The 23,892-nt window shown below is 72.0% G+C and carries 16 protein-coding genes; 8 read left to right on the plus strand and 8 right to left on the minus strand.

Annotated elements, in window-relative coordinates:
• Positions 1–4: 4 nt before the first annotated feature.
• Together SCAB_RS17945 and SCAB_RS17950 are read right to left on the minus strand one after the other, a co-directional pair.
• Entirely contained in the window at positions 5–1,387 is a 1,383-nt protein-coding gene (locus tag SCAB_RS17945; RefSeq protein WP_013001493.1) for a LolA family protein, read from the minus strand.
• 1,287 nt (positions 1,388–2,674) lie between these two features.
• The gene (locus tag SCAB_RS17950; RefSeq protein WP_013001494.1) at positions 2,675–3,685 is read right to left on the minus strand and encodes a polyprenyl synthetase family protein; all 1,011 of its coding nucleotides are present in this window, start codon (positions 3,683–3,685) and stop codon (positions 2,675–2,677) included.
• A 966-nt stretch (positions 3,686–4,651) separates the two neighbouring features.
• Between SCAB_RS17950 and SCAB_RS17955 the strand changes: the two genes are divergently transcribed.
• Positions 4,652–5,404, plus strand: a complete 753-nt coding sequence (locus SCAB_RS17955) for a transglycosylase SLT domain-containing protein (RefSeq protein ID WP_013001495.1) — start codon at positions 4,652–4,654, stop codon at positions 5,402–5,404.
• A gap of 89 nt (positions 5,405–5,493) precedes the next feature.
• Here the strand turns inward: SCAB_RS17955 and SCAB_RS17960 are convergent, their stop codons facing one another.
• Positions 5,494–6,300: a Cof-type HAD-IIB family hydrolase gene (locus SCAB_RS17960; protein WP_037723920.1), complete on the minus strand. Its 807-nt coding sequence runs from the start codon at positions 6,298–6,300 to the stop codon at positions 5,494–5,496.
• 654 nt (positions 6,301–6,954) lie between these two features.
• On the opposite strand from SCAB_RS17960, the gene fahA reads away from it, so the two are divergent.
• The 7 genes from fahA (at position 6,955) to SCAB_RS17995 (ending at position 15,908) form a co-directional block, all read left to right on the plus strand.
• Complete coding sequence (fahA, locus tag SCAB_RS17965; RefSeq protein ID WP_013001497.1) at positions 6,955–8,199, plus strand: fumarylacetoacetase; 1,245 nt, start codon at positions 6,955–6,957, stop codon at positions 8,197–8,199.
• A 462-nt stretch (positions 8,200–8,661) separates the two neighbouring features.
• Complete coding sequence (locus SCAB_RS17970) at positions 8,662–9,465, plus strand: GntR family transcriptional regulator (RefSeq protein ID WP_037723923.1); 804 nt, start codon at positions 8,662–8,664, stop codon at positions 9,463–9,465.
• A 34-nt stretch (positions 9,466–9,499) separates the two neighbouring features.
• The gene (locus SCAB_RS17975; RefSeq protein WP_037723925.1) at positions 9,500–9,727 is read left to right on the plus strand and encodes a 4Fe-4S dicluster domain-containing protein; all 228 of its coding nucleotides are present in this window, start codon (positions 9,500–9,502) and stop codon (positions 9,725–9,727) included.
• A gap of 27 nt (positions 9,728–9,754) precedes the next feature.
• Positions 9,755–11,116, plus strand: a complete 1,362-nt coding sequence (locus SCAB_RS17980; RefSeq protein WP_013001500.1) for an ABC transporter substrate-binding protein — start codon at positions 9,755–9,757, stop codon at positions 11,114–11,116.
• The gene (locus SCAB_RS17985; protein WP_013001501.1) at positions 11,113–12,087 is read left to right on the plus strand and encodes an ABC transporter permease; all 975 of its coding nucleotides are present in this window, start codon (positions 11,113–11,115) and stop codon (positions 12,085–12,087) included. Before SCAB_RS17980 ends, SCAB_RS17985 begins: the two co-directional genes overlap by 4 nt.
• Positions 12,071–13,000 carry an ABC transporter ATP-binding protein gene (locus SCAB_RS17990; RefSeq protein ID WP_013001502.1) on the plus strand — a complete coding sequence of 310 codons (930 nt, stop codon included), beginning with the start codon at positions 12,071–12,073 and terminating at the stop codon, positions 12,998–13,000. Before SCAB_RS17985 ends, SCAB_RS17990 begins: the two co-directional genes overlap by 17 nt.
• A gap of 91 nt (positions 13,001–13,091) precedes the next feature.
• A complete protein-coding gene (locus SCAB_RS17995) occupies positions 13,092–15,908 on the plus strand; it encodes a fumarate reductase/succinate dehydrogenase flavoprotein subunit (protein WP_013001503.1) in 2,817 nt (938 codons plus the stop codon).
• Between the two features lie 30 nt (positions 15,909–15,938).
• Here SCAB_RS17995 and SCAB_RS18000 read toward each other — a convergent pair whose 3' ends face one another.
• The 5 genes from SCAB_RS18000 to nuoL form a co-directional block, all read right to left on the minus strand.
• Positions 15,939–16,367 carry a DUF5959 family protein gene (locus SCAB_RS18000; RefSeq protein WP_037723946.1) on the minus strand — a complete coding sequence of 143 codons (429 nt, stop codon included), beginning with the start codon at positions 16,365–16,367 and terminating at the stop codon, positions 15,939–15,941.
• A gap of 51 nt (positions 16,368–16,418) precedes the next feature.
• Complete coding sequence (gene recQ, locus SCAB_RS18005; RefSeq protein WP_013001505.1) at positions 16,419–18,482, minus strand: DNA helicase RecQ; 2,064 nt, start codon at positions 18,480–18,482, stop codon at positions 16,419–16,421.
• A gap of 289 nt (positions 18,483–18,771) precedes the next feature.
• Positions 18,772–20,421 carry an NADH-quinone oxidoreductase subunit NuoN gene (gene nuoN / locus SCAB_RS18010; RefSeq protein ID WP_013001506.1) on the minus strand — a complete coding sequence of 550 codons (1,650 nt, stop codon included), beginning with the start codon at positions 20,419–20,421 and terminating at the stop codon, positions 18,772–18,774.
• Positions 20,418–21,989, minus strand: a complete 1,572-nt coding sequence (locus tag SCAB_RS18015; protein ID WP_013001507.1) for an NADH-quinone oxidoreductase subunit M — start codon at positions 21,987–21,989, stop codon at positions 20,418–20,420. The genes nuoN and SCAB_RS18015 overlap by 4 nt, the downstream gene beginning before the upstream one ends.
• 5 nt (positions 21,990–21,994) lie before the next feature.
• Complete coding sequence (gene nuoL, locus SCAB_RS18020; protein WP_013001508.1) at positions 21,995–23,890, minus strand: NADH-quinone oxidoreductase subunit L; 1,896 nt, start codon at positions 23,888–23,890, stop codon at positions 21,995–21,997.
• Positions 23,891–23,892 lie beyond the last annotated feature (2 nt).

The raw sequence follows: 23,892 nt of genomic DNA on the forward strand, positions 1-23,892 counted from the left end.
ATCGCTACTTCGCCGCGTCGGCCGCCTTCACCAGCGCGTCCTTGGTGACGGCACCCGCGTACACCGTGCCGTCGTCGGTGAACAGGACGTTGATCAGCCGCGTCTTGAAGACCGTACCCGAGCCGAACTCGCCCTTGACCGGGTCGCCGAGGGAGTTCAGGAAGCCGTCGGCATCGGCGTCGCCGGAGGACTCGCCACCGGTGGGCATACCGCCGCCCTCGGCGCCGTCACCGAACACGGCGATGGTGCTCCAGCCCTTGCCGATCGTCTTGAACCCGTCGGGCCCGCTCGCGAACTCGTCCTCGGATCCCTTCCCGGAGTCACGGGGGCCCTTGCCCTCCTTGCGGGACTCGGTGTTCTTCCCGTCCTTGAACCCCTCGCCCTTGCCGGGCTCCCCGAACAGCGAGTCGCCGAAGCCGGACACGTGATCGCCCTGCTTGCCCGCCTCGTCGGCCTCGGTGACCTTGGCGCCCTTCGGCGGGGTGAAATCGAACGTCGAGGCGCTCGGCTTACCGAAGTCGACCTTCGTGAAGCCCGCGTCCACGACGGCCGAGCCGCCGCTCGCCGGGGTGAGCGTGAACTTCAGCGGCAGCCCCGTCTTCGCGTCGACCGCGATCGAGATCGCCCCGACCGTCGATCCGGACTGCTTCGGCTCGATCACCAGCTTGTACGCGTCCCGCCCGGCGACCCGAGCGGTCCCGTCGACGGTCACGGACGTGGTGTCGTCCACGGCCTTGAGGGCTTCCTCGGCGAGCTGCTGCGGCGTGCCCGACACGTCCTCGGAGGCGTCGGGGGCGCCCTTGGGCCCGCGCCGGTCCTTGCCCTCGCCGGCGTCGGTCGCGTGGTACACCTCGTTCGAGGCGCTGTCGTACGCCCACAGGTCGTCGCCGTTGTGGATGACGCTGTACTCGGCGGCGTCGTCCAGCAGCGACAGCTTCTGCTTGTCGGGACCGTCGGTGGCGACCCGCAACGTGTGGGTGCCGGCGGCGAGTTCGAGGAGCTTGGCGGAGGGGTCGGCGGCCGAGCCGCCGTCCGCGCCGTCCCCGCCGGAGGGCGCGGCCTGCGAGACGAGGCCCTCCGCGAGGCCGCCCAGGTCGGGCAGGCCGAGGTCCGTGGTGATCTTCACCGTGCCGGACACCTGCTCGACGTCCGAGGCTGCGATCTTCTCGATGAGTTCCTGCGCGCTGATCTTCGGCAGATCGGGGTCACCGGAGCCGGCGAAGGCCGGGACGAGCCCGATGGTCGCGGCGGCGACGCCCAGCACGGTGACCGGGACGACGTACCGCGCGGCCTTGCGTCGCCGTGCCGAGCGCGTCTCCTCGGCCTCGGCCGCGAGCACGGCGGCGTCGCCGGACCGGGCGCTGTCGTCGGTTTCGTACGGTGCCATGTGTGCCTTACCTCCGTCGTCGGCGGCGGCATCTTCTCGGAGCCGCCATTCTCACCCGAATCGGTGAGGAGTGGTGATACCCATCTGACCAAATCGGCCGGGGAGAAGCGTCAGACTCCGGGCTCAACTCGGCGTACTGCTACGGGATGACACAACGCGTCCGAACGTCCACCCGACCCGTAGGGGTCGTGCGGGGCAGACGGCCGCGGGGGTGTGGTCGGAGTACCCCGACGGCCCCGGCCGACGCCTGCCGTGCCGCACGGGTGCGGTGGCGGGTGCGGGTACGGGTGCTCGGGGGGAGGGGCAGCGGGCCTGGACCGGTCAGGGGCGCCGCCGGGCCTACGACGGGTGCGGGCCCGCCGGGGGTTGGGTGCCGATGCCGGGCCGGGCCGGGCCGCCGGGAGGTGTGCGCGATGCCGTCGCCGGACGCGCGCCTCGCGCCGCGGGGAGAGGCGGGGCCGGGCCCGGGACGCGCTCCGGCGGGTGCGTCTGGAGGACTGAGGCGGCGTCCTTCTGCGCGGGAGAGGCGGGCAGGGCAGCCGACCCGGCGAGGCCGGAGGACTGCGGCGGCCGGGGGCGGAGGGACTCGGGCGACCAGGGGGCAGAGGATCTCGGGCGACCAGGGGCGGAGGGATTCGGGCGGCCCGGGGGCGGAGGGACTCGGGCGACCAGGGGCGGAGCTTCTCGGGCGACCAGGGGCGGAGGGACTCGGGCGGCCAAGGGGCGGAAAGGCCGAGGCTGCCGGAGGGTCGAAGGGTCGGAGGGTAGGGAGACCGATCCCGCCGGAAGACAGAAGGCACAGGGACCGGGCGGCCGGAACGCCGTGCGACCAGGGGCCCGGCGTGGTCAACCGCGCACGTCTCTCGGGCCCGTCGGCGACCGGAACGCCTTGCGACCAGGAGCCCGGCTGGCCAACCGCAAACATCTCTGGGACCGTCGGCGACCGGAACGCCGGGCGGCCGGGAGCCTGGGGTGGTCAACCGCGGACGTCCGTCAGGAGCGTCGGCAGCCGGCGGCCGACCGGTACGGGTCCGGGCGCCCGGCCACCGCCCATACCGCGAACCGGGACCGGGGACCGGCGACGACCGCCGCACCCCACCGGAGCCGGCCGCGACAGGCCCCGCCTTCGCGCAGGCCGGCAGCGAGGCCAACCCGCCCCGTGACCCACAGCGGGGCCAACCCGCCCCGTGACCCGCAGCGGGGCCAACCCGCCCCGTGACCCACAGCGAGGCCAACCCGCCCCGTGACCCGCAGCGGGGCCAACCGGCGCGGTGACCTGCGGCGGGGCTAACCCGCCCGGTGCACCACCGCGTCGCACAGTTCCACCAGGGCCGCTTTCGCGTCGCACTCCGGGAGCGGCGACAGGGCGGACCGGGCCTCCTCGGCGTAGCGGACCGTGTCGCGGCGGGCCTGCTCCAGCGCGGGGTGGACGCGGAGGCGGGACAGGGCCTCGGCGAGGCGGGCGTCGTCGGTCAGGTCGGAGTCGAGCAGTTCGCACAGGGCGATGTCCTCCGGCAGCCCCAGCCGCCCCGCCCGCTCGCGCAGCCGCAGCACCGGCATGGTCGGCACATGCTCCCGGAGGTCCGTGCCGGGCGTCTTGCCGGACTCGTGGGAGTCGGAGGCGACATCGAGCACGTCGTCCGCGAGCTGGAAGGCCACCCCGAGGCGTTCCCCGTACTGGGTCAGCACGTCGACCACGGTCTCGTCGGCGCCCGCCATCAGCGCGCCGAGCCGTCCGGCGACCGCGACCAGCGAGCCGGTCTTGCCGCCGAGCACGTCGAGGTAGTGGTCGATCGGGTCGCGCCCGTCGCGCGGCCCGGCGGTCTCCAGGATCTGCCCGGTGACCAGCCGCTCGAACGCCTCGGCCTGGATACGGACGGCATCGGGACCGAGGTCGGCGAGGACGTGCGAGGCGCGGGCGAAGAGGAAGTCGCCGGTGAGGACGGCGAGGGAGTTGTCCCAGCGGGCGTTGGCGCTCGGCACGCCCCGGCGGACCTCGGCCTCGTCCATCACGTCGTCGTGGTACAGCGTGGCGAGATGGGTCAGCTCGACCACCACCGCCGAGGGCACGACACCCGGCGCGTAGGGGTCGCCGAACTGCGCCGCGAGCATCACCAGCAGCGGGCGGAACCGCTTGCCCCCCGCGCGCAGCAGATGCTGGGCGGCCTCCTGGATGAACGGGACCTCGCTCTTGGTCGCCTCCAGCAGACCCTCCTCGACGGCCGCCATTCCGGCCTGGACATCGGCTTCGAGAGCCTGGTCCCGCGCGCTCAGCCCGAACGGCTCGACGACGGTCACGAGGGTTCTCCTGTCTGCTGACGTCTGATGACGGTCACACGGTCGGTCTAGGTCGCTTTCACGGTCGATGACACGGTTTGTCGATCTGTCGCTGTCATCACCCGAGTCAGCGTATCCGGTCACCTTTCGATCACCACGAGCGCCCACGGCTTCGCCTGGAGTGGTATGGGACCGCACTCCTCCCATTCTTGATCAACTCATACACGCCGATATCCATCGACGCGCGTGCCGCACCCGTCCGCGCCCACCCGCGCACCCACCCACGCCCCTGCCCGCACCCCTGCCCGCGCCCACCCGCGACGCGTACCCGTTCTCCCCGGCGGAAACGCCTCCGCACCCCCGGCCACACCTCCAGCCACACCTCCGGCCCGCACTCCTGCCGTCACCAGGCCCACCCCGGACCGGCCACCCTTCCCCGCGTGTGCCGATTTCACCCATTTTGAACCCACCCCCCTTGGTCCGAGTTGACCGATTTGCCGCTTACTTTCATTTCACCCGACTCCTCCCGTGAGTTGAGTCACCAGCCCTCTCCGTCCCGCCGCGCGACGCACGCATGCCACGCCGTCGAGTTTCCCTTTGCGGTAGGCAAGTTGAGCCAGGAGACGAAAAGCCGATCTTGGGTCGAATCACAGCAAACTCAAGGTCAACTGGACCAAAGCGCCAAACCGGGACTTGTTCCGATCGTGTGCTCTCGCATACGTTCACACCTCGTCCGGACGGACCGCCTAATCCTGCCGCCGCCCCGGACTCCCCACCCATCACCACTCATCCACGCACGGCAGGAGCGGGGGACCCAGGTAAGCCGTCGGTCCGGAGAACCCCCTTCGGACCGGCTAGGGGTGAAGCCACGCGCAGTACGCCCAGCGGACGCCGCACGCACAGCGGCCGCCGGGACGACGCGCGAGGCCGGGCATCTCCAGCCCGAACCCGACAGCTCACCTCGCAGGCGACGGAGAGGAATTCAGCATGCCCGCACAAGGCAAACACCGTCGTCCCAGAAGCAACGCGCTGACCCGTGGCCTCGTCGCCGCCGGCACCGGCGGGGCCGCGCTGGCCCTTCCGCTCACGGTCGCCACGACCGCGAACGCCGCCGCCCCGGCCCAGGCCGTCACCTCCGTGCAGTCGGCCCCGCAGGCCGCGCCCGCCGCGGTGGTGCCCAAGGCCACGACGTACACCGTGGTCTCCGGCGACACGCTCTCCTCCATCGCGCGCAAGCACCACACCAAGGGCGGCTGGCAGCAGCTGTACAAGAACAACCGCGCGGCCATCGGCGACAACCCGGCGCTGATCCGCCCGGGCCTGAAGCTGACGCTGAACGGCACCAAGCCGGTCGCGGCCAAGAAGGCGTCGACCGCGTCCAAGACGTCCACGGCCACGCAGGCGTCGGCCAAGACGTACGCGAACAACCTCGACGGCTGGATCCGCGAGTCGCTGGACATCATGGCGCAGAAGGGGATCCCCGGCACGTACAACGGGATCTACCGCAACGTCATCCGCGAGTCCTCGGGCAACCCGCTGGCCATCAACAACTGGGACTCCAACGCCGCCGCGGGCACCCCGTCGAAGGGCCTCCTCCAGGTCATCGACCCGACGTTCGCCGCGTACCACGTGTCCGGCACCCCGTACGACCCGTACGACCCGGTCGCGAACATCACGGCGGCGTGCAACTACGCCGCCGACCGGTACGGCTCGATCGACAACGTCTTCGGCGCCTACTGAGCCCTGCGGCTCACCTGCTCCATCTGTTCCATCTGTTCCATCTGTTCCATCTGTTCCCCTGGGCCGGCGGGCCCAGGGGAACAGCCCGTTCACGGGAAGAGCCGCTCCAGGACCACCGCGATGCCGTCGTCCTCGTTGGAGAGGGTCACCTCGTCGGCGACGGCCTTGAGTTCGGGGTGGGCGTTGGCCATGGCGACCCCGTACGCGGCCCAGTCGAACATCGGGATGTCGTTGGGCATGTCACCGAAGGCGATGGTCCGGTCCGCGGTCAGCCCGAGATGGTCGGCGGCCAGGGCGAGACCCGTCGCCTTCGTGATGCCGCACGGCTGGAGTTCGACGGTTCCGGGCCCGGACATGGTGACCGTCGCCAGCGAGCCGACCGCCATCCGCGCCGCCGACGCCAACTCGTCGTCCGACAGATAGGGATGGCGCAGCAGCACCTTGCTGATCGGCTCGCACCACAGGTCGTCCCGGCGCGGCACCTGCACCGCGGGCAGCGTGGGGTGGGGCATGAGGTAGCCGGGCTCGATCAGGGTGAGGCCGTCGACGCCGTCCTGGTCGACGGCGGCGTACAGCTGCCCGACCTCGGCCTCGATCTTGCCGAGCGCGGTCTCGGCGAGCTCGCGGTCCAGGGTGACGGACCAGAGCAGCCGGTCCGCGCCGTGGTCGTACAACTGCGCGCCCTGTCCGCACACCGCGAGCCCCCTGCCGCCGAGATCCTCCAGCAGTGGGCGCACTCTGGGCGCCGGCCGTCCTGTCACCACGAGGTGCCTGGCACCCGCCGCCGTGGCCCGCGCCAGCGCGGCGAGGGACCGGTCGGAGAGCGTGTCGTCATTGCGCAGGAGCGTTCCGTCCAGGTCAGTGGCGATGAGTGAATATGCGGTGGGAGCGGCCATGATCAGAGAATACGGATGCCACACCCCATCGGTTCGACGGTAGCCGGACGACGTCCGGCATCCCGGCCACCGTGACCGCCCCTCGCGTCAACACCCTTTGCCCGAACGGTAGTTCAGTCGCCCTCTCTCGGCCTGCGAGCCCGGACGCCCCTGTCCGCCGATCCCGCGCACGAACCCCGTGACCGGCCCGCCGCACCCCCGCCGCCGGCGACCTCGCGCAGTTCCGCACGTCCGTACCTATGTCCGTCGAACCCTCGCGCCAGAACCGGGCCGTTCCGGACAGCGGCCCGGGGTGCGGCCGTGGCCGGTTCCACGGGGGCGCGCCGACGGCCGCCACACCCCGGCCGCGCGCCACCACACGCACCCGCGCGCCGGCCTCCGGCCACCGCCGGGACCACGGGTGCACGGGTGCGCGGGTGCGCGGGTTGGTGGGTTGGTGGGTTGGTGGGTTCACGGTGGCACGCGGGCCGCACCCGCTCCGGGTCTCGGCCGGCCCAAGTCCCCCGGGGGACGTCAAGACGGAACCTTTCCCCCCTTCCGCCAACTTATCGGTGCATTACGCACTCTTCAGACACTCCCCGATCTTCGCACCGCCCCGTAACGTGTGCCGCGACCAGAGGAACGACGGAAAGCACGAGAGCGAGGCAGCACCCGATGCCCCCCTTCGATGTCCCCGAAGGCGATCCCTTCGACGTCCCCGAGGGCCACCCCTTCGGGCCGCACAACCTCCCCTACGGCGTCTTCTCCCCCGCCGGCTCCGACGCCCGTACGGTCGGCGTCCGCCTCGGCGACCACGTCCTGGACGCCGCCGCCGCGGCCCACGCCCTCGGCTCCCCGTACGCGGCGCTCCTGGCCCACTCCACGCTCAACCCCCTGCTGGCGGCGGGGCGCACCGCCTGGTCGGACCTCCGCCGGGCGCTGACCGCGTGGCTCACGGTGCCCTCGCACCGGGAGACGATCGCGCCGCACTTCCACGCGCTGTCCGGCGTACGTCTGCATCTGCCGTTCGAGGTGGCCGACTACGTCGACTTCTACGCCTCGGAGAACCACGCGCGGAACGTGGGCCGGATCTTCCGTCCGGACTCTCCGGACCCGCTGACCCCCAACTGGAAGCATCTGCCGATCGGTTACCACGGCCGGTCCGGCACGGTGGTCGTCTCCGGCACGGAGGTGGTACGGCCGTCCGGGCAGCGCAAGGCACCCGCCGAACCGGCGCCCGTGTTCGGCCCGTCCGTACGCCTGGACATCGAGGCGGAGGTCGGGTTCGTGGTGGGCGTCCCCTCGGAGATGGGGCGGCCGGTCGGCCTGCGGGACTACCGCGACCACGTGTTCGGGCTCTGCCTGCTCAACGACTGGTCCGCCCGTGACCTGCAGGCATGGGAGTACGTTCCACTCGGCCCCTTCCTCGGCAAGTCCTTCGCGACGTCCGTCTCGGCGTGGATCACTCCGCTGGAGGCCCTGGACGAGGCGCGGGTGGCCCCGCCGGAGCGCACGCATCCGCTGCTGCCCTATCTGGACGACTCCGGGCCGGACGTCGACCTCGGGGGGTACGACCTGCGGATCAGCGTCGCGATCAACGGGCAGGTCATCTCGGAGCCGCCGTTCTCCACGATGTACTGGACGGCCGCGCAGCAGCTGGCGCACATGACCGTCAACGGCGCGTCCCTGCGTACGGGCGACCTCTACGGGTCCGGCACGGTCAGCGGGGCGGAGGCGGGTGAGCGGGGTTCGCTGCTGGAGCTCACCTGGAACGGGCGGGACGTCCTCGACCTCCCCGACGGCAAGCGGACGTTCCTGGAGGACGGCGACGAGGTGACCCTCACGGGCTGGGCCCCCGGGCCCGGGGGGACGCGGGTGGAACTGGGCGAGGTGAGGGGGCGGGTGCGGGCGCGGGACTAGTCGCCTGCGGCGGGGGCGTTCGCCGGATCGAGTGCGCCCGGCGCTCGGACGCCGGGCGGCGCCTCCTCGCCGTGAGGGCGGCGGTTCGTCGGCGGTGCCCGCGTGCGTCGTGGTTGCTCGCGCCGTTCCCCGCGCCCCTTCGGGGGCGCGGCAGCAGATCAAGTGCGCCCCGCACTCGGGCGTCGACGGGCGCCTCTTCGCCGTGAAGGCCGCGGTTCGTCGGCGGCGCCCGCGTACGTCGTGGTTGCTCGCGCCGTTCCCCGCGCCCCTTTCGGGGGCGCGGCATGGGAGGAGGGGGCGTCCCAGTTGGCGGCCCTCTGGTCCCACTCCCTGGACAGGTCGGTGGCAGATCTTCGTCACACCGTCGCATAAGCCCAGCTCAGAACAGCCGGGCCGGGGCGGCCACGTGGCGCAATACTCCGGCAACATTTCCTTCCCCACCATTTCGGTATGGTTCGAAACATGCCACCCACCGACCGCGTCCGAGAGCACGCCGGCCAGGGCGCGACCACCGTCGCCGCCCACCGTGCGCGCCGCCGGCTGCGTGCGGACCAGGCGCGGCAGCTCGCCGACCTCCTGCGCCGCCAGCTCCTCACCGGCGGCTTCGGGGACGGCACCCTCCCCCACGAGTCCGTCCTCGCCACCGACTACCGCGCGACCCGCAACACGGTCCGCGAGGCCCTGGACCTGCTGCGCGCCGAGGGCCTGGTGGAACGTTTCCCCGGCGTCGGCACCGTCGTCGTCGCCCGGAAGTACCCCCACGGGCTCGACCATCTGGAGGGGCTCGCGGAGACCCTCCGCGAACACGGCACGGTCACCAACGAGGTCCGCACCATGAGCCCCGCACCGGCCCCCGCCCCGGTGGCCGACCGCCTCCGGCTCCCGACCGGCACCGACGTCCTCTACATCGAGCGCCTGCGCCGGCTGAACGGCCTCCCCCTCTCCCTCGACCTCACCTACATCCCCCTCACCCTCGGCTCCCTGGACCTCGGCACGGCACTGCTCGGCGCCGACCTGGAGAACACCGACGTCTTCCGCCTGCTGGAGACGATCACCGGCCACCGCCTCGGCCATGCGGAGATCACCCTGGAGGCGGTGAACGCGGACACCCACTCCGCCGCCGTGCTCGAAGCCCCACGCGGCTCGGCCGTCCTGATGCTGGAACGGCTCACCCACCTCGCCGACGGCCGGCCGGTCGACCTGGAATTCATCCGCTTCCGGGGCGACCGCATCTCGATGAGCGGTCTGCTGCACCGCTCCCTGTAACAGCCCCCTGTTCCGCCCCTCCCTGGAGACAGCCATGCCTGTGGCGCCCCAGCGGGCCGACGTGCCCGTGACCATCGACGAGTCGAAGTGCATCGACGGCTGCACCCTCTGCGTGGACATGTGCCCGCTGGACTCCCTGGCCATCGACGAGAGCAACGGCAAGGCGTACATGCACGTCGACGAGTGCTGGTACTGCGGCCCGTGCGCGGCCCGCTGTCCCACCGGCGCCGTCACGGTCAACATGCCCTACCTGCTCCGCTGAACGCTCCGGTGAGAGGCCCGAACTCCCATGAAGACCACCCCAGCCACCACAGCAGTCACCCTGGCCACAGCCCTCCTGCTGCCCCTGACGCTGACCGCCTGCGGCAACGGCAGTGACACCGCGGCGGACGGCGGGACGGTCACCGTCACCGTCGGCTACCAGTCCAAGACCATCAACACCGTCACCGCGGGCACGCTCCTGCGCTCCCTCGGCTACTTCGAGGACGAGCTGAACGCGCTCGGCGGGAAGACTACGTACAAGGTCGACTGGCAGGACTACGCCACCGGCGCCCCCATCACCGCCCAGATGACCGCGGGGAAGATCGACATCGGCTCGATGGGCGACTTCCCGCTGCTGCTCAACGCGGCCCGCGGCAAGCAGCTCGGCAAGCCCACCCGGCTCGTCGCGGCCACCGGCTACAACCTCCGGGGCGGCCTCAACACCATCGTCACGGCGCCCGGTTCGAAGCTGGGCACGCTCAAGGACCTGAAGGGCAGGAAGGTCTCGACGAGCATCGGGTCGGCGGCCGACGGCACCCTCGTACGGGCGCTGCGCGAGGCCGGCCTCGACCCCGACAAGGACATCGAGAAGCTCAACCAGCAGCCGGCCGTCGGCGCCTCCGCCCTCTCCGCCGGCAGCACCGACGCGCTGTCGCAGTTCGTGGCCTGGCCCGGACTGCTGACGTACCAGGGCAAGGCGAAGGCCCTGTACGACGGGGCCCAGCTGGACCTGCCGACCTTCCACGGCGTGACCGCCCGCGAGGACTTCGCGCAGCAGCGGCCGGCCGTCCTGGAAGCCTTCCTCAAGGCCCAGGCCAAGGCCACGGACTACCTCCACGAGCACCCCGTCGAGGCCGCCGAGAAGGTCGCCGACGCCACCGGTCTGCCCGCCGAGGTCGTCTACCTCTACAACGGCGCCCACGGCATCGCGACCTTCGACCCCGCGCTCAAGCCCGCGCTGATCGCCGCCCTGAAGAAGGACGTGCCGGTCCTCAAGGCCGCGAAACTGACGGGCGACGTGGACGTGGACTCCTTCGTCGACGACCGGTACGTCCGCAAGGCGCTCGGCGCCTCCTACGCGCAGCAGCTCGCGGCGGAACCGGCCCCGGCCGCGAGCGAGGTCTGGCCGAGGAACGCCGACGAGACCAGGTCGTTCGAGACGCCCGGCGCACTCCTCGCCTACGTCGCCGGACACAAGGACGGCATCCGCGCCGCCTACGTCCCGGACGCCACCACCGGCACCCAGTGGTTCGCCGACAAGGCGGTCTGGGTGGCCGACGGCGACCGGCTCCTGCCCTTCGTCGCTCCGGCCACGGCGAAGGCGTACGTCGCCGGGCACGAGGGCGCCGAGGTCATCACCTACGCCGCCGCACTGGAACGGGCCTCGTGAGCCGCCCCGCGAAAACCGGCGCCCGGCGCGTGCGGGCCCCCGGCCCCCGCCCCCGTCCCGCCACCCGCTACGGCCTGCGCGCCCTGTCCCTGGTCGCGGCCCTCGCCCTGTGGCAGCTGCTGACCAGCCTGGACGTCGACGTGTGGCTGCGTTTCTCGCAGTTCCCCACCGTCACCGACGTGGCGCACACCTTCGCGGAGCGGGTGACCGGGCCGGACTACTGGACCGATCTGGCCGACAGCCTCACCCGCATCCTCACCGGCTTCCTGCTGGCCGCGGTGCTGGGTGTGGCGGTGGGCATCCTCGTCGCCCGGTCCCGCCTCGCCGAGGACCTGCTCGGGCCGGTCCTGGAGGTGATCCGCCCGATCCCCGCGATCGCCCTCGTCCCGGTGGCGATCCTGCTGTTCCCCTCCAACGAGCAGGGCATCGTCTTCATCACCTTCACCGCCGCGTTCTTCCCGGTGCTGGTCTCCACCCGGCACGCGGTACGGGCGCTGACCCCGGTGTGGGAGGAGGCGGTCCGCACGATGGGCGGGGGCCGCGGGCGGATCCTCGCCTCGGTCGTCCTGCCGGGCGCGCTGCCGGGCATCTTCGGCGGTCTGTCGGTCGGCATCGGGGTGTCGTGGATCTGTGTGATCTCCGCCGAGATGATCTCCGGGCAGTACGGCGTCGGCTACCGCACCTGGCAGGACTACACGGTCGTCAACTACCCCGGCGTCTTCGTCGGCATGGCCACGATCGGGGTGCTGGGCTGGCTGACGTCGACCGCCGTGGAGCTGGTCGGCCGCCGGCTGACCCACTGGCTGCCCCGCACGTCCGCCGCCCCCGCCACCCGTCCCCGGGGACCGCGCACCACCGCGCCCCGCGCCACCGGACCACAGGCCGCCCCAGCGACCACCGAGCCCGCGGCCACCGCCACCGACACCGCCACGACCGATCCCGAGGAGGCACGTGATGAGCACCTCGTCTGAGACCCCGGCCCAGGTCCGTACGCGGCCACCGGCGACGGCCGTCGAGGAGGGGACGGGGACACCGGCACCGACGCCGACGCCGGCCGCAGGGGAGAGCACAGCGGCTTCTGCCCCGGCCGCCGGGAAGAGCACGGGGACATCTGCCCCGGCCGCCGAGGGGCGGCGGGCGCCCGCCGCCGGGCGCGGCACCCGTCTCGCCCTCCACCGCGCCGACCTCGGCCGCCCCGACGCCGTCGCCCTGACGGACGTGGGCCTGGACATCGCCCCCGGCGAGATCCTCACCGTCGTCGGCCCGTCCGGCTGCGGCAAGTCGACCCTCCTGCGCACCCTGGCGGGCCTGCTGCCCCCGCTCGCCGGGGAGATCACCCAGGACGCCACCCCGCTGACCGGCCCCGGTGCCGAACGCGCCCTCGTCTTCCAGGAGGACGCCCTCCTGCCCTGGCGCACCCTGCGCGCCAACGTCGAACTCCCGCTCGCCGTCCGGGGCGTGCCCCGCGCCGAACGCCGCGGCCAGGCCGAGGCGTGGCTGGCCCGGGTCGGGCTCGCCGAGTACTCGCGGCAGCTCCCGCACCGCGTCTCCGGCGGACAGCGCCAGCGCGCACAGCTGGCCCGCGCGCTCGCCGGTCGCCCCCGCGCCGTCCTGATGGACGAGCCGTTCGGCGCGCTCGACGCACAGACCCGCGCCGGGATGCAGGACCTGCTGGTGGAGGTGTTGCGGGGCACGGGCGCCACGGTCGTCTTCGTCACGCACGACGTGGACGAGGCCCTGTTCCTCGGCGACCGCGTCGCCCTCCTCGGCTCCGGCCGGCTCACCGCCGTACGGGAGGTTCCGCGCCCCCGCGACCGCGCGGCCCACGACGACCCGGCGCGCGCGGCCCTGCGCCGCGACGTCCTGACCTCGCTCGGCGGCTGAGCGAGCACGCACCCAGGCATCCGAGCACCCCAGTATCCGCGCACCCAGGTACCCGAGTACTCAGGTGTCCGAGCACCCGAAAGGCATCCCGGTGGACACGGTGGAGACCTCCCTCACGATCCCGGCGCTCGCCGACGCCGAGGAGCTGACCTGCGACGTCCTCGTCATCGGCGGGGGCACCGCCGGCACCATGGCGGCCCTGACCGCCGCCGAGCACGGCGCGGACGTCCTGCTCCTGGAGAAGGCGCACGTCCGCCACTCCGGCGCCCTCGCCATGGGCATGGACGGCGTCAACAACGCCGTCATCCCGGGCCGCGCCGAGCCGGACGACTACGTCGCCGAGATCACCCGCGCCAACGACGGCATCGTCGACCAGTCCACCGTCCGCCAGACCGCCACCCGCGGCTTCGGCATGGTGCGCCGGCTGGAGTCGTACGGGGTGAAGTTCGAGAAGGACGAGCACAACGAGTACGCGGTCCGCCAGGTGCACCGCTCGGGGTCGTACGTGCTGCCGATGCCGGAGGGCAAGGACGTCAAGAAGGTCCTCTACCGGCAGCTGCGGCGCCGGGAGATGCGGGAGCGGATCCGCATCGAGAACCGGGTCATGCCGGTGCGTGTGCTGACGGCCGGCGAGGGCGAGGACCGGCGGGCGGTGGGCGCCGTCGGGTTCAACACCCGCACCGGCGCGTTCGTCACCGTGCGCGCCGGAGCGGTGATCCTCGCGACCGGCGCCTGCGGCCGCCTCGGGCTGCCCGCCTCCGGCTACCTCTACGGCACCTACGAGAACCCCACCAACGCGGGCGACGGCTATGCCATGGCCTACCACGCGGGCGCCGACCTGACCGGCATCGAGTGCTTCCAGATCAACCCGCTGATCAAGGACTACAACGGCCCCGCCTGCGCCTACGTCGCCAACCCCTTCGGCGGCTACCAGGTCAACCGGCACGGCGAACGCTTCGTCGACTCCGACTACTGGTCCGGCCAGATGATGGCCGAGTTCGCCGCCGAGATCGCCTCCGACCGCGCCCCCGTCTATCTGAAGCTGAGCCACCTCCCGGAGGAGTCCGTCTCCGCCCTGGAGTCGATCCTGCACACGACGGAACGCCCCACGCGCGGGACCTTCCACGCGGGCCGCGGCCACGACTACCGCACCCACGACATCGAGATGCACATCTCGGAGATCGGCCTGTGCGGCGGCCACTCCGCCTCGGGCGTACGCGTCGACGACCAGGCCCGTACGACCGTCCCCCGCCTGTACGCGGCCGGTGACCTCGCCTGTGTCCCGCACAACTACATGATCGGCGCCTTCGTCTTCGGCGACCTCGCGGGCGCGGACGCCTCCCGGTACACCCCGTACGAGGGCGAACTGCCCGCCGACCAGCTCCGCGAGGCGCACGACCTGATCTACCGTCCGCTGCGCCACCCGGACGGTCCTCCGCAGCCCCAGGTCGAGTACAAGCTCCGCCGTTTCGTCAACGACTACGTGGCGCCGCCGAAGTCCGGCGCCCGCCTGTCCCTGGCGCTGGAGTCCTTCGAGCGGATGCGGGACGACATCGCCGGGATGGGCGCCCGCACCCCGCACGAACTCATGCGCTGCGCCGAGGTCTCCTTCATCCGCGACTGCGCCGAGATGGCCGCCCGCGCCTCCCTGGCCCGCACCGAGTCCCGCTGGGGTCTCTACCACGACCGCCTCGACCATCCCCACCGCGACGACGCCTCCTGGTTCCACCACCTCGACCTGCGCAAGTCCCCGTCCGGTGCGATGGAGTTCACCGCCCGCCCCGTCGCCCCCTACCTCGTGCCCGTCGAGGAGTTCACCCCGGTCGGCGGGCCCTCCCGCCACCTCGGCGAGGTCCACGCGGAGAACGTGGCTACGGCGGGGTCCCGGGAGGTGGCGCCGGTGGCCGCGGGGGTTCCGGGGGCGGCGAGTGCCGGGTCGGGGGAGGGGGCCCTCCCCCTCCCCTCCCACCCCACCCCCGAGACCTCCTCCCCCCGCCTCCTCGAACTGGTCGCCCTCGCCGAGGAGCAGCCCGAACTCGCCGCGCTGCAGCCCTACCTGGCCGACCCGGCGCCCGCCGTCCGCCGTGAGGCGGTCGCCGTCCTCACCGAGACGCTCCCGCCGGGCACCGGCCGCGCCCTCGCCGGGGCGCTCCGCGACGGTGCCGCCGAGGTCCGCGCCGCCGCGGCGGCCTCGCTCCGGGAACTCGTCGAGACACTCCCGCCCGAGCCCGCCCTCCGCGACGGCCTCGCCGCCGCGCTGGCCGAGCCCGACCCGGTCGTCCGGGCCGTCGCCCTGGACGTGCTGCGTGCCCTGAGCCTCGGCGACACCGCCCTGTACGCGGCCTCCCTGACGGACTCCGACATCGCCGTCCGCATCGAGGCCGTACGCGCCCTCGTCTCGGTCGACGCCGCCGCCGAACTGGCCGGGGCCGCGACCACCGACCCCTCCCGCGAGGTCCGCGTCACGATCGCCAAGGCGCTGGCCACGGTCGCGGCGGACGCCGCGCACCCTCTGCCCCCGGCCGTCCTCCCCGCCCTGACGGCCCTGGCCTGCGACCCCGACCCCCTGGTCCGCGCGGCCGCCTACGCCGCCCTCGGCACCGTCGGCTGCCCGCCGCCGCTCGCCGCCCGAGCGGTGACCGCCCTCACCGACCCCGCCTGGCAGGTCCGCGCCGGCGCCGCCACGGCCCTGTCCACCGCACCCTCCCCCGTGGCCGTGCCCGCCCTGACCACCACCCTCACCGACCCCAACGCCGACGTCCGCAAGGCCACGGTCCTCTCCCTCACCCGCCACACCACCACCGAGGAGGCCCGCACCGCCCTCACCACCGCCACAAAGGATTCCGACGCGGACGTGAGGGCGTACGCGTCCCGCGCGCTGTCGGACCGGCCGGACCGCCTCGCGTAGGTCACGTGCGGGAACACCACGGGGACGGAGTCAGCCCGGCGGAAACGGCCAGGCCTTCCGGACCCGGTCGAGTCTCAGACGCTGGGCCTGGACCCAGTCGTCCGGCAGCCGCACCAGCACACGGACCGAGGTGAGCGACACGACAGGGTCCCTCACCGTGACCTCGACGGCTTCGAGGTCACGACCTCGGGAGTGGTACGGCCCCGCCGGTGCGATCCGGACCTCCGGATTGCGGCCGTCGTCCATCCACACCACCGGTCGGCCCTCGGCGAGCAGGTCGAGCGCGTCCGCCCAGTCCTCCAGGTCTTCCGGCAGCAGATACACCTCCTTGAGATGCCCGTTGGCGAATGCGCTGGTCACCGTGATCTCGACGTCGAGGCAGCCGTCCCTCGGCGGGCACCCGGCATCCGGTCCCACCACGCGGACGACGACGCTGTTCTCGTCGTCGGCAAGGCGCATGAGTTCCACCGCTATGTCCTGGGCGACGGCGGCCGTCGTGTTCTCACAGCCCTAGGCCCAGTCGTCGTGCTCGGGCTCCGGCTCCACGTCGGGCCAGTCGTAGTCCTGTCGCCCCCTGTCGGTGTCGCCCCGCGAGGCCGAACCCGGCGCGTTCCCCTCTGCCGGGGCCGGCCCCGGAGCCGAGGCCGGCGCCCCGTCGGCGTCCCCGCCCAGCGAACCCAGCACCCCCAGCACCCCCTCCCCGTAGGTGGCCAGTTTCTTCTCGCCGATTCCGCTGATCGTGCCGAGCTCGGCGACGGACGCGGGGGCCATGGCCGCGATCTCGCGGAGGGTGGCGTCGTGGAAGATGACGTACGCCGGGACGCCCTGTTCGCGGGCCTGGTCTGCGCGCCAGGCGCGCAGGGCCTCGAAGACGGGGAGCAGCTCGTCGGGGAGTTCGACCGCCGCCTTCGGCTTGCGGTCGCCCCGGCCGGAGCCGGAGGAGCCCGGGCCGGAGGACGCCGACCGCGTGGTCGCCGGCTTCTTCGGTTCCTTGCGCAGCGGCACGTCCCGCTCCCGCCGCAGCACCGCCCCGCTCTCCTCGGTGAGCACGAGCGTGCCGTACTCGCCCTCGACCGCGAGGATGCCCTCCGCGAGCAGTTGCCGGACGACGCCCCGCCACTCGCCCTCGGAGAGTTCCTCGCCGATGCCGAAGACGGAGAGCTGGTCGTGGTCGAACTGGATGACCTTCGCGGTCCGCCGCCCCAGCAGGATGTCGACGATCTGCACGGCGCCGAACTTCTGGCCGCGCTCCCGCTGCAGCCGCACCACCGTGGAGAGCACCTTCTGCGCGGCGACCGTGCCGTCCCAGGTCTCCGGCGGTTCGAGGCAGGTGTCGCAGTTGCCGCAGCCCTCGGCCTGCGGTTCCTGGCCGAAGTACTGCAGGAGCTGGCCCCGGCGGCACTGGGCGGTCTCGCAGAGCCCCAGCATCGCGTCCAGATGGCCGGCGGCACGGCGGCGGAACGCCTCGTCGCCCTCGCTGCTCTGGATCATCTTCCGCTGCTGGATGACGTCGTTGAGGCCGTATGCCATCCATGCCGTGGAGGGCAGTCCGTCGCGTCCGGCACGGCCGGTCTCCTGGTAGTAGCCCTCCACCGACTTCGGCAGGTCCAGGTGGGCGACGAAACGGACGTCGGGCTTGTCGATGCCCATGCCGAAGGCGATCGTGGCGACGACCACAAGCCCTTCCTCGCGCAGGAACCGCGACTGGTGCGCGGCGCGGGTGCCGGCGTCGAGACCGGCGTGGTACGGCACCGCCGCGACGCCGTTCTTGCTCAGGAACTCCGCCGTGCGCTCCACCGAGTTCCTGGACAGGCAGTAGACGATGCCCGCGTCGCCCGCGTGTTCCTGGCGCAGGAAGGACAGGAGCTGCTTCTTCGGGTCGGCCTTGGGCACGATCCGGTACTGGATGTTGGGCCGGTCGAAGCTGGCCTCGAAGTGGCGGGCGCGGGGCATGGCCAGCCGCTCGGTGATCTCGCGGTGCGTCGCGCGGGTGGCGGTCGCGGTGAGCGCGATGCGCGGCACGTCGGGCCAGCGTTCGCCGAGCAGGGAGAGGGACAGGTAGTCGGGCCGGAAGTCGTGGCCCCACTGGGAGACGCAGTGCGCCTCGTCGATCGCGAACACCGCGACCTTGCCGCGCCCCAGCAGGTCGAGGGTGGCGTCGAGCCGCAGGCGCTCCGGCGCCAGGTACAGCAGGTCCAGCTCCCCCGCGAGGAACTCGGCCTCCACCAGGCGCCGCTCGTCGAGGTCCTGGGTGGAGTTGACGAACCCGGCACGCACGCCCAGCGCCCGCAGGGCGTCCACCTGGTCCTGCATCAGTGCGATGAGCGGGGAGACCACGATGCCCGTACCGGGTCTGACCAGGGAGGGGATCTGGTAGCAGAGGGACTTGCCGCCGCCGGTCGGCATGAGCACGACGGCGTCGCCGCCCGCGATCACATGCTCGATGACCGCCGCCTGCTCGCCCCGGAAGGCGTCGTACCCGAAGACCCGGTGGAGGACGGCCAGCGCCTCGCTGTCCGTCCCGGTGGTCCTGCCCTCGTCCGCCATCACACTCGTCCCGCCCGTTCCGATCATCGCCCGTCCCCCGCGCCCTTGCGTTCCTGCGCCCTGCGCCCTTGCGTCGCTGCGTCTTCGCGGCCCGCGCTCCCGCGTACCGCACCATCGCGCCGGGGCCGTCCGTGCTTCCTCCAGCCCCTGCCACCATAGGCGCCCGCACCGACAGCCTCAGAGTTATCCACAGGCTCCACCCGTGCGGGGCGGTCCCGGCCGGGTGGCGACAGCGGGACCCGGCCCCGTACGAGCAGCGGGACCCGGCGCCTGAAGGCGCCGGGTCCCGCCATGTCCGCACAGCCTGAGCGGAGCGCTACCGCACGAACACCCCCGCCTGTCCCGCGAGGTCCAGGAAGTACTGCGGGGCGATGCCGAGCACCAGCGTGACGGCGACACCGACCGCGATCGCGGTCATGGTCAGCGGCGACGGCACGGCGACGGTCGGCCCCTCGGGGCGCGGCTCGCTGAAGAACATCAGCACGATGACGCGGATGTAGAAGAACGCGGCGATGGCAGAGGAGATCACACCGACCACGACGATCGCGCCCGCGCCGCCCTCCGCCGCCGCCTTGAACACGGCGAACTTCCCCGCGAACCCGGAGGTCAGCGGAATGCCCGCGAAGGCGAGCAGGAAGACCGCGAACACGGCCGCCACCAGGGGCGATCTGCGGCCGAGCCCGGCCCACTTGGACAGGTGGGTCGCCTCACCGCCCGCGTCGCGCACCAGGGTCACCACGGCGAACGCGCCGATCGTGACGAACGAGTAGGCGCCCAGGTAGAACAGCACGGACGAGACGCCGTCGGGCGAGGCCGCGATGACACCGGCGAGGATGAACCCGGCGTGGGCGATCGACGAGTAGGCGAGCAGTCGCTTGATGTCGGTCTGGGTGATGGCGACGATCGCGCCGCCCAGCATGGTGACGACGGCGACGGCCCACATGACCGGCCGCCAGTCCCAGCGCAGGCCGGGCAGGACGACGTACAGGAGCCGGAGCAGCGCGCCGAAGGCGGCCACCTTGGTCGCGGCGGCCATGAAGCCGGTGACCGGGGTGGGCGCGCCCTGGTAGACGTCGGGCGTCCACATGTGGAACGGCACCGCGCCGACCTTGAACAGCAGGCCCATGACGATCATGGCGGAGCCGATGAGCAGCAGTGCGTCGTTGCCCATGGTGTCGGCGAGGGCGGGGTTGATGTCGCCGATGGTGCCGTCGACGACCTGGGCGATCGTGGCGTAGTTCACCGAGCCGGCGTAGCCGTACAGCAGGGCGATGCCGAAGAGGGTGAAGGCGGAGGCGAAGGCGCCGAGCAGGAAGTACTTGACCGCGGCCTCCTGCGACATGAGCCGCTTGCGGCGGGCCACGGCGCACAGCAGGTACAGCGGGAGGGAGAAGACCTCCAGGGCGATGAACAGGGTCAGCAGGTCGTTGGCCGCCGGGAAGATCAGCATGCCGCCGATCGCGAACAGCAGCAGCGGGAACACCTCGGTGGTGGTGAAGCCGGCCTTGACGGCCGCCTTCTCGCTGTCGCTGCCGGGCACGGAGGCGGCCTGCGCGGCGAAGGAGTCGACCTTGTTGCCGTGCGTCTCGGGGTCGAGGCGCCGTTCGGCGAAGGTGAAGACGCCGAGGATGCCGGCCAGCAGGATCGTGCCCTGGAGGAACAGGGCCGGTCCGTCCACGGCGACGGCGCCCATGGCGGCGATGCCCGCCTTGGTGGTGCCGTAGCCGCGGGCCGCGAGGGCGACGACCGCGGCGAAGGACGCGCCGAGGGCGACGACGGAGAGGAACACCTGCGCGTAGTAGCGGGACTTGCGGGGGACGAAGGCCTCGATCAGCACCCCGAGGATCGCCGCCGCGATGACGATCAGGGTGGGCGACAGCTGCCCGTATTCGATCTTCGGCGCGTCGATCTTCGTGATCGGGTCGGCCGCGGTTGTCCACAGGCTGTGGACGGCTGATGCGCTCACTTGGCCGCCTCCACCTCGGGCTGGGGGTCCTTCTTCTGGACGTCGGACATGGTGTGCTCCACCGCGGGGTTGACGATGTCGGTGAGCGGCTTCGGGTAGACGCCGAGGACGAGCAGCAGGACGATCAGCGGGGTGACCACCACGAGCTCCCGTGCCCGCAGATCGGGCATTCCCTCGACCTCGGCCTTCACCGGGCCGGTCATCGTCCGCTGGTAGAGGACGAGGACGTAGAGCGCGGCGAGGACGATGCCGGCGGTGGCGATGATCCCGATCACCGGGTAGCGCGCGAAGGTGCCGACCAGGACCAGGAACTCGCTGACGAACGGGGCGAGTCCGGGCAGCGACAGGGTCGCGAGGCCGCCGATCAGGAAGGTGCCGGCGAGCACTGGGGCGACCTTCTGCACACCGCCGTAGTCGGCGATGAGCCGGGAGCCGCGCCGGGAGATCAGGAAGCCCGCCACCAGCATGAGCGCGGCGGTCGAGATGCCGTGGTTGACCATGTAGAGCGTCGCGCCGGACTGGCCCTGGCTGGTCATCGCGAAGATGCCCAGGATGATGAACCCGAAGTGCGAGATCGACGCGTAGGCCACCAGCCGCTTGATGTCGCGCTGGCCGACCGCGAGCAGCGCCCCGTAGATGATGCTGATCAGCGCGAGGACGAGGATCACGGGCGTCGCCCACTCGCTGGCCTCGGGGAACAGCCCCAGGCAGAAGCGGAGCATCGCGAAGGTGCCGACCTTGTCGACGACCGCCGTGATGAGGACGGCGACCGGGGCGGTGGACTCCTGCATGGCGTTGGGCAGCCAGGTGTGCAGCGGCCACAGCGGGGCCTTCACCGCGAAGGCGAAGAAGAAGCCGAGGAACAGCCACCGTTCGGTGCTGGTGGCCATCTCCAGCGTGCCGTTGGCGCGGGCCTCGGCGATCTCCGGGAGCGAGAAGTTCCCGGCGACCACGTACAGGCCGATCACCGCGGCCAGCATGATCAGACCGCCGACCAGGTTGTAGAGGAGGAACTTCACGGCGGCGTACGAGCGCTGCGTGGCCGCCGTCTCCTCGCCGTGCTGGTGGGCGCGGTCGCCGAAGCCGCCGATGAGGAAGTACATCGGGATGAGCATGGCTTCGAAGAAGATGTAGAAGAGGAAGACGTCGGTGGCCTCGAAGGAGATGATCACCATCGCCTCGACGGCCAGGACGAGAGCGAAGTAGCCCTGTGTGGGCCGCCAGCGCTTGCTGCCCGTCTCCACGGGGTCGGCGTCGTGCCAGCCCGCGAGGATGATGAACGGGATCAGCAGGGCGGTGAGCGCGATCAGCGCCACCGCGATGCCGTCCACGCCCAGTTCGTAGCGCACCCCGAAGTCCGCGATCCAGGCGTGGGACTCGGTGAGCTGGTAGCGGTCGCCGTCCGGGTCGAAGCGGAACAGGACGATCGCGGCGAGCACGAGCGTGGCCAGCGAGACGGTCAGCGCCAGCAGTTTCGCGGCGTTGCGCCGCTGGGCCGGTACCGCGGCCGTGGCGATCGCCCCGAGGGCCGGGAGCGCCGCCGTCGCTGTCAGCAGAGGAAAGGACATCGGTATCAGACCGCCCTCATCAGCAGGGTCGCGGCGATGAGGATCGCAGCACCGCCGAACATCGAGACCGCGTACGACCGGGCATAGCCGTTCTGGATCCGGCGCAGCCGCCCGGAGAGGCCGCCCATCGAGGCCGCCGTGCCGTTGACGACACCGTCGACCAGGGTGTGGTCGACGTAGACGAGGGAGCGCGTGAGGTGCTCCCCGCCGCGGACGAGGACGACGTGGTTGAAGTCGTCCTGGTAGAGGTCGCGCCGGGCGGCCCGGGTGAGCAGCGATCCGCGCGGGGCGACGACGGGGACGGGCCTGCGCCCGTACTGGAGCCAGGCGAGGCCGACGCCGATGACCATCACGGCGACCGTGGCCGTGGTGACCGCGGCGGCGCCGATCGGCGGGTGGCCGTGCTGGTGACCGGTGACGGGCTCCAGCCAGTGGAGGAACCGGTCGCCGATGCTGAAGTACGCGCCGCCGAAGACCGATCCGACGGCCAGGACGATCATGGGGATCGTCATGACCTTGGGCGACTCGTGCGGGTGCGGCTCGTGGCCGTGCTCGTCGGGCTGCCAGCGCTTCTCGCCGAAGAACGTCATCAGCATCACGCGCGTCATGTAGAACGCGGTGATGGCCGCGCCCAGCAGGGCCACGCCGCCGAGGATCCAGCCCTCGGTGCCGCCCTTGGCGAACGCCGCCTCGATGATCTTGTCCTTGGAGAAGAAGCCGGACAGGCCGGGGAAGCCGATGATCGCGAGGTAGCCGAGGCCGAAGGTGACGAAGGTGACCGGCATGTACTTCCGCAGGCCGCCGTACTTGCGCATGTCGACCTCGTCGTTCATGCCGTGCATGACCGAACCGGCACCGAGGAACAGCCCGGCCTTGAAGAAGCCGTGCGTCACCAGGTGCATGATCGCGAAGACGTAGCCGATGGGACCGAGGCCCGCGGCGAGCACCATGTACCCGATCTGCGACATCGTCGAGCCGGCGAGGGCCTTCTTGATGTCGTCCTTCGCGCAACCGACGATCGCACCGAAGAGGAGCGTGACCGCGCCGACGACGGTGGTCACCAGCTGGGCGTCCGGGGCGGCGTTGAAGATGTCCGCGGAACGGACGATCAGGTAGACGCCGGCGGTCACCATGGTCGCGGCGTGGATGAGGGCCGAGACCGGGGTCGGGCCCTCCATCGCGTCCCCGAGCCAGGACTGCAGCGGCACCTGGGCGGACTTGCCGCAGGCGGCCAGCAGCAGCATCAGCGCGATGGCGGTGAGCCTGCCCTCGCTCGTCTCACCGGTGGCCGCCAGGACCGGCCCGAAGGCGAAGGTCCCGAAGGTGGTGAACATCAGCATGATGGCGATGGACAGGCCCACGTCACCGACGCGGTTGACCAGGAACGCCTTCTTCGCGGCGGTCGCGGCGCTGGGCTTGTGCTGCCAGAAGCCGATCAGCAGGTACGAGGCGAGGCCGACGCCCTCCCAGCCGACGTACAGCAGCAGGTAGTTGTCGGCGAGGACGAGCAGCAGCATCGCCGCGAGGAACAGGTTCAGATAGCCGAAGAAGCGGCGGCGGCGCTCGTCGTGCTCCATGTACCCGATGGAGTACACGTGGATGAGCGAGCCGACTCCGGTGATCAGCAGGACGAACGTCATCGACAGCTGGTCGAGCTGGAAGGCGACGTCCGCCTGGAAGCCCTCGACGGGGATCCAGCTGAACAGGAACTGGCCCATCTCGCGGTGTTCGGCCTCCTTGCCGAGCATGTCGGCGAAGAGGACGACACCGATGACGAAGGAGGCGGCGGCCAGCGCCGTGCCGATCCAGTGGCCGACGGCGTCGAGCCGCCGGCCGCCGCAGAGCAGGACCGCGGCTCCGAGCAGGGGCGCCGCGATCAGCAGCGCAATCAGGTTCTCCACGA

This window comes from Streptomyces scabiei 87.22 (assembly GCF_000091305.1).
Classification (GTDB): Bacteria; Actinomycetota; Actinomycetes; order Streptomycetales; family Streptomycetaceae; genus Streptomyces; species Streptomyces scabiei.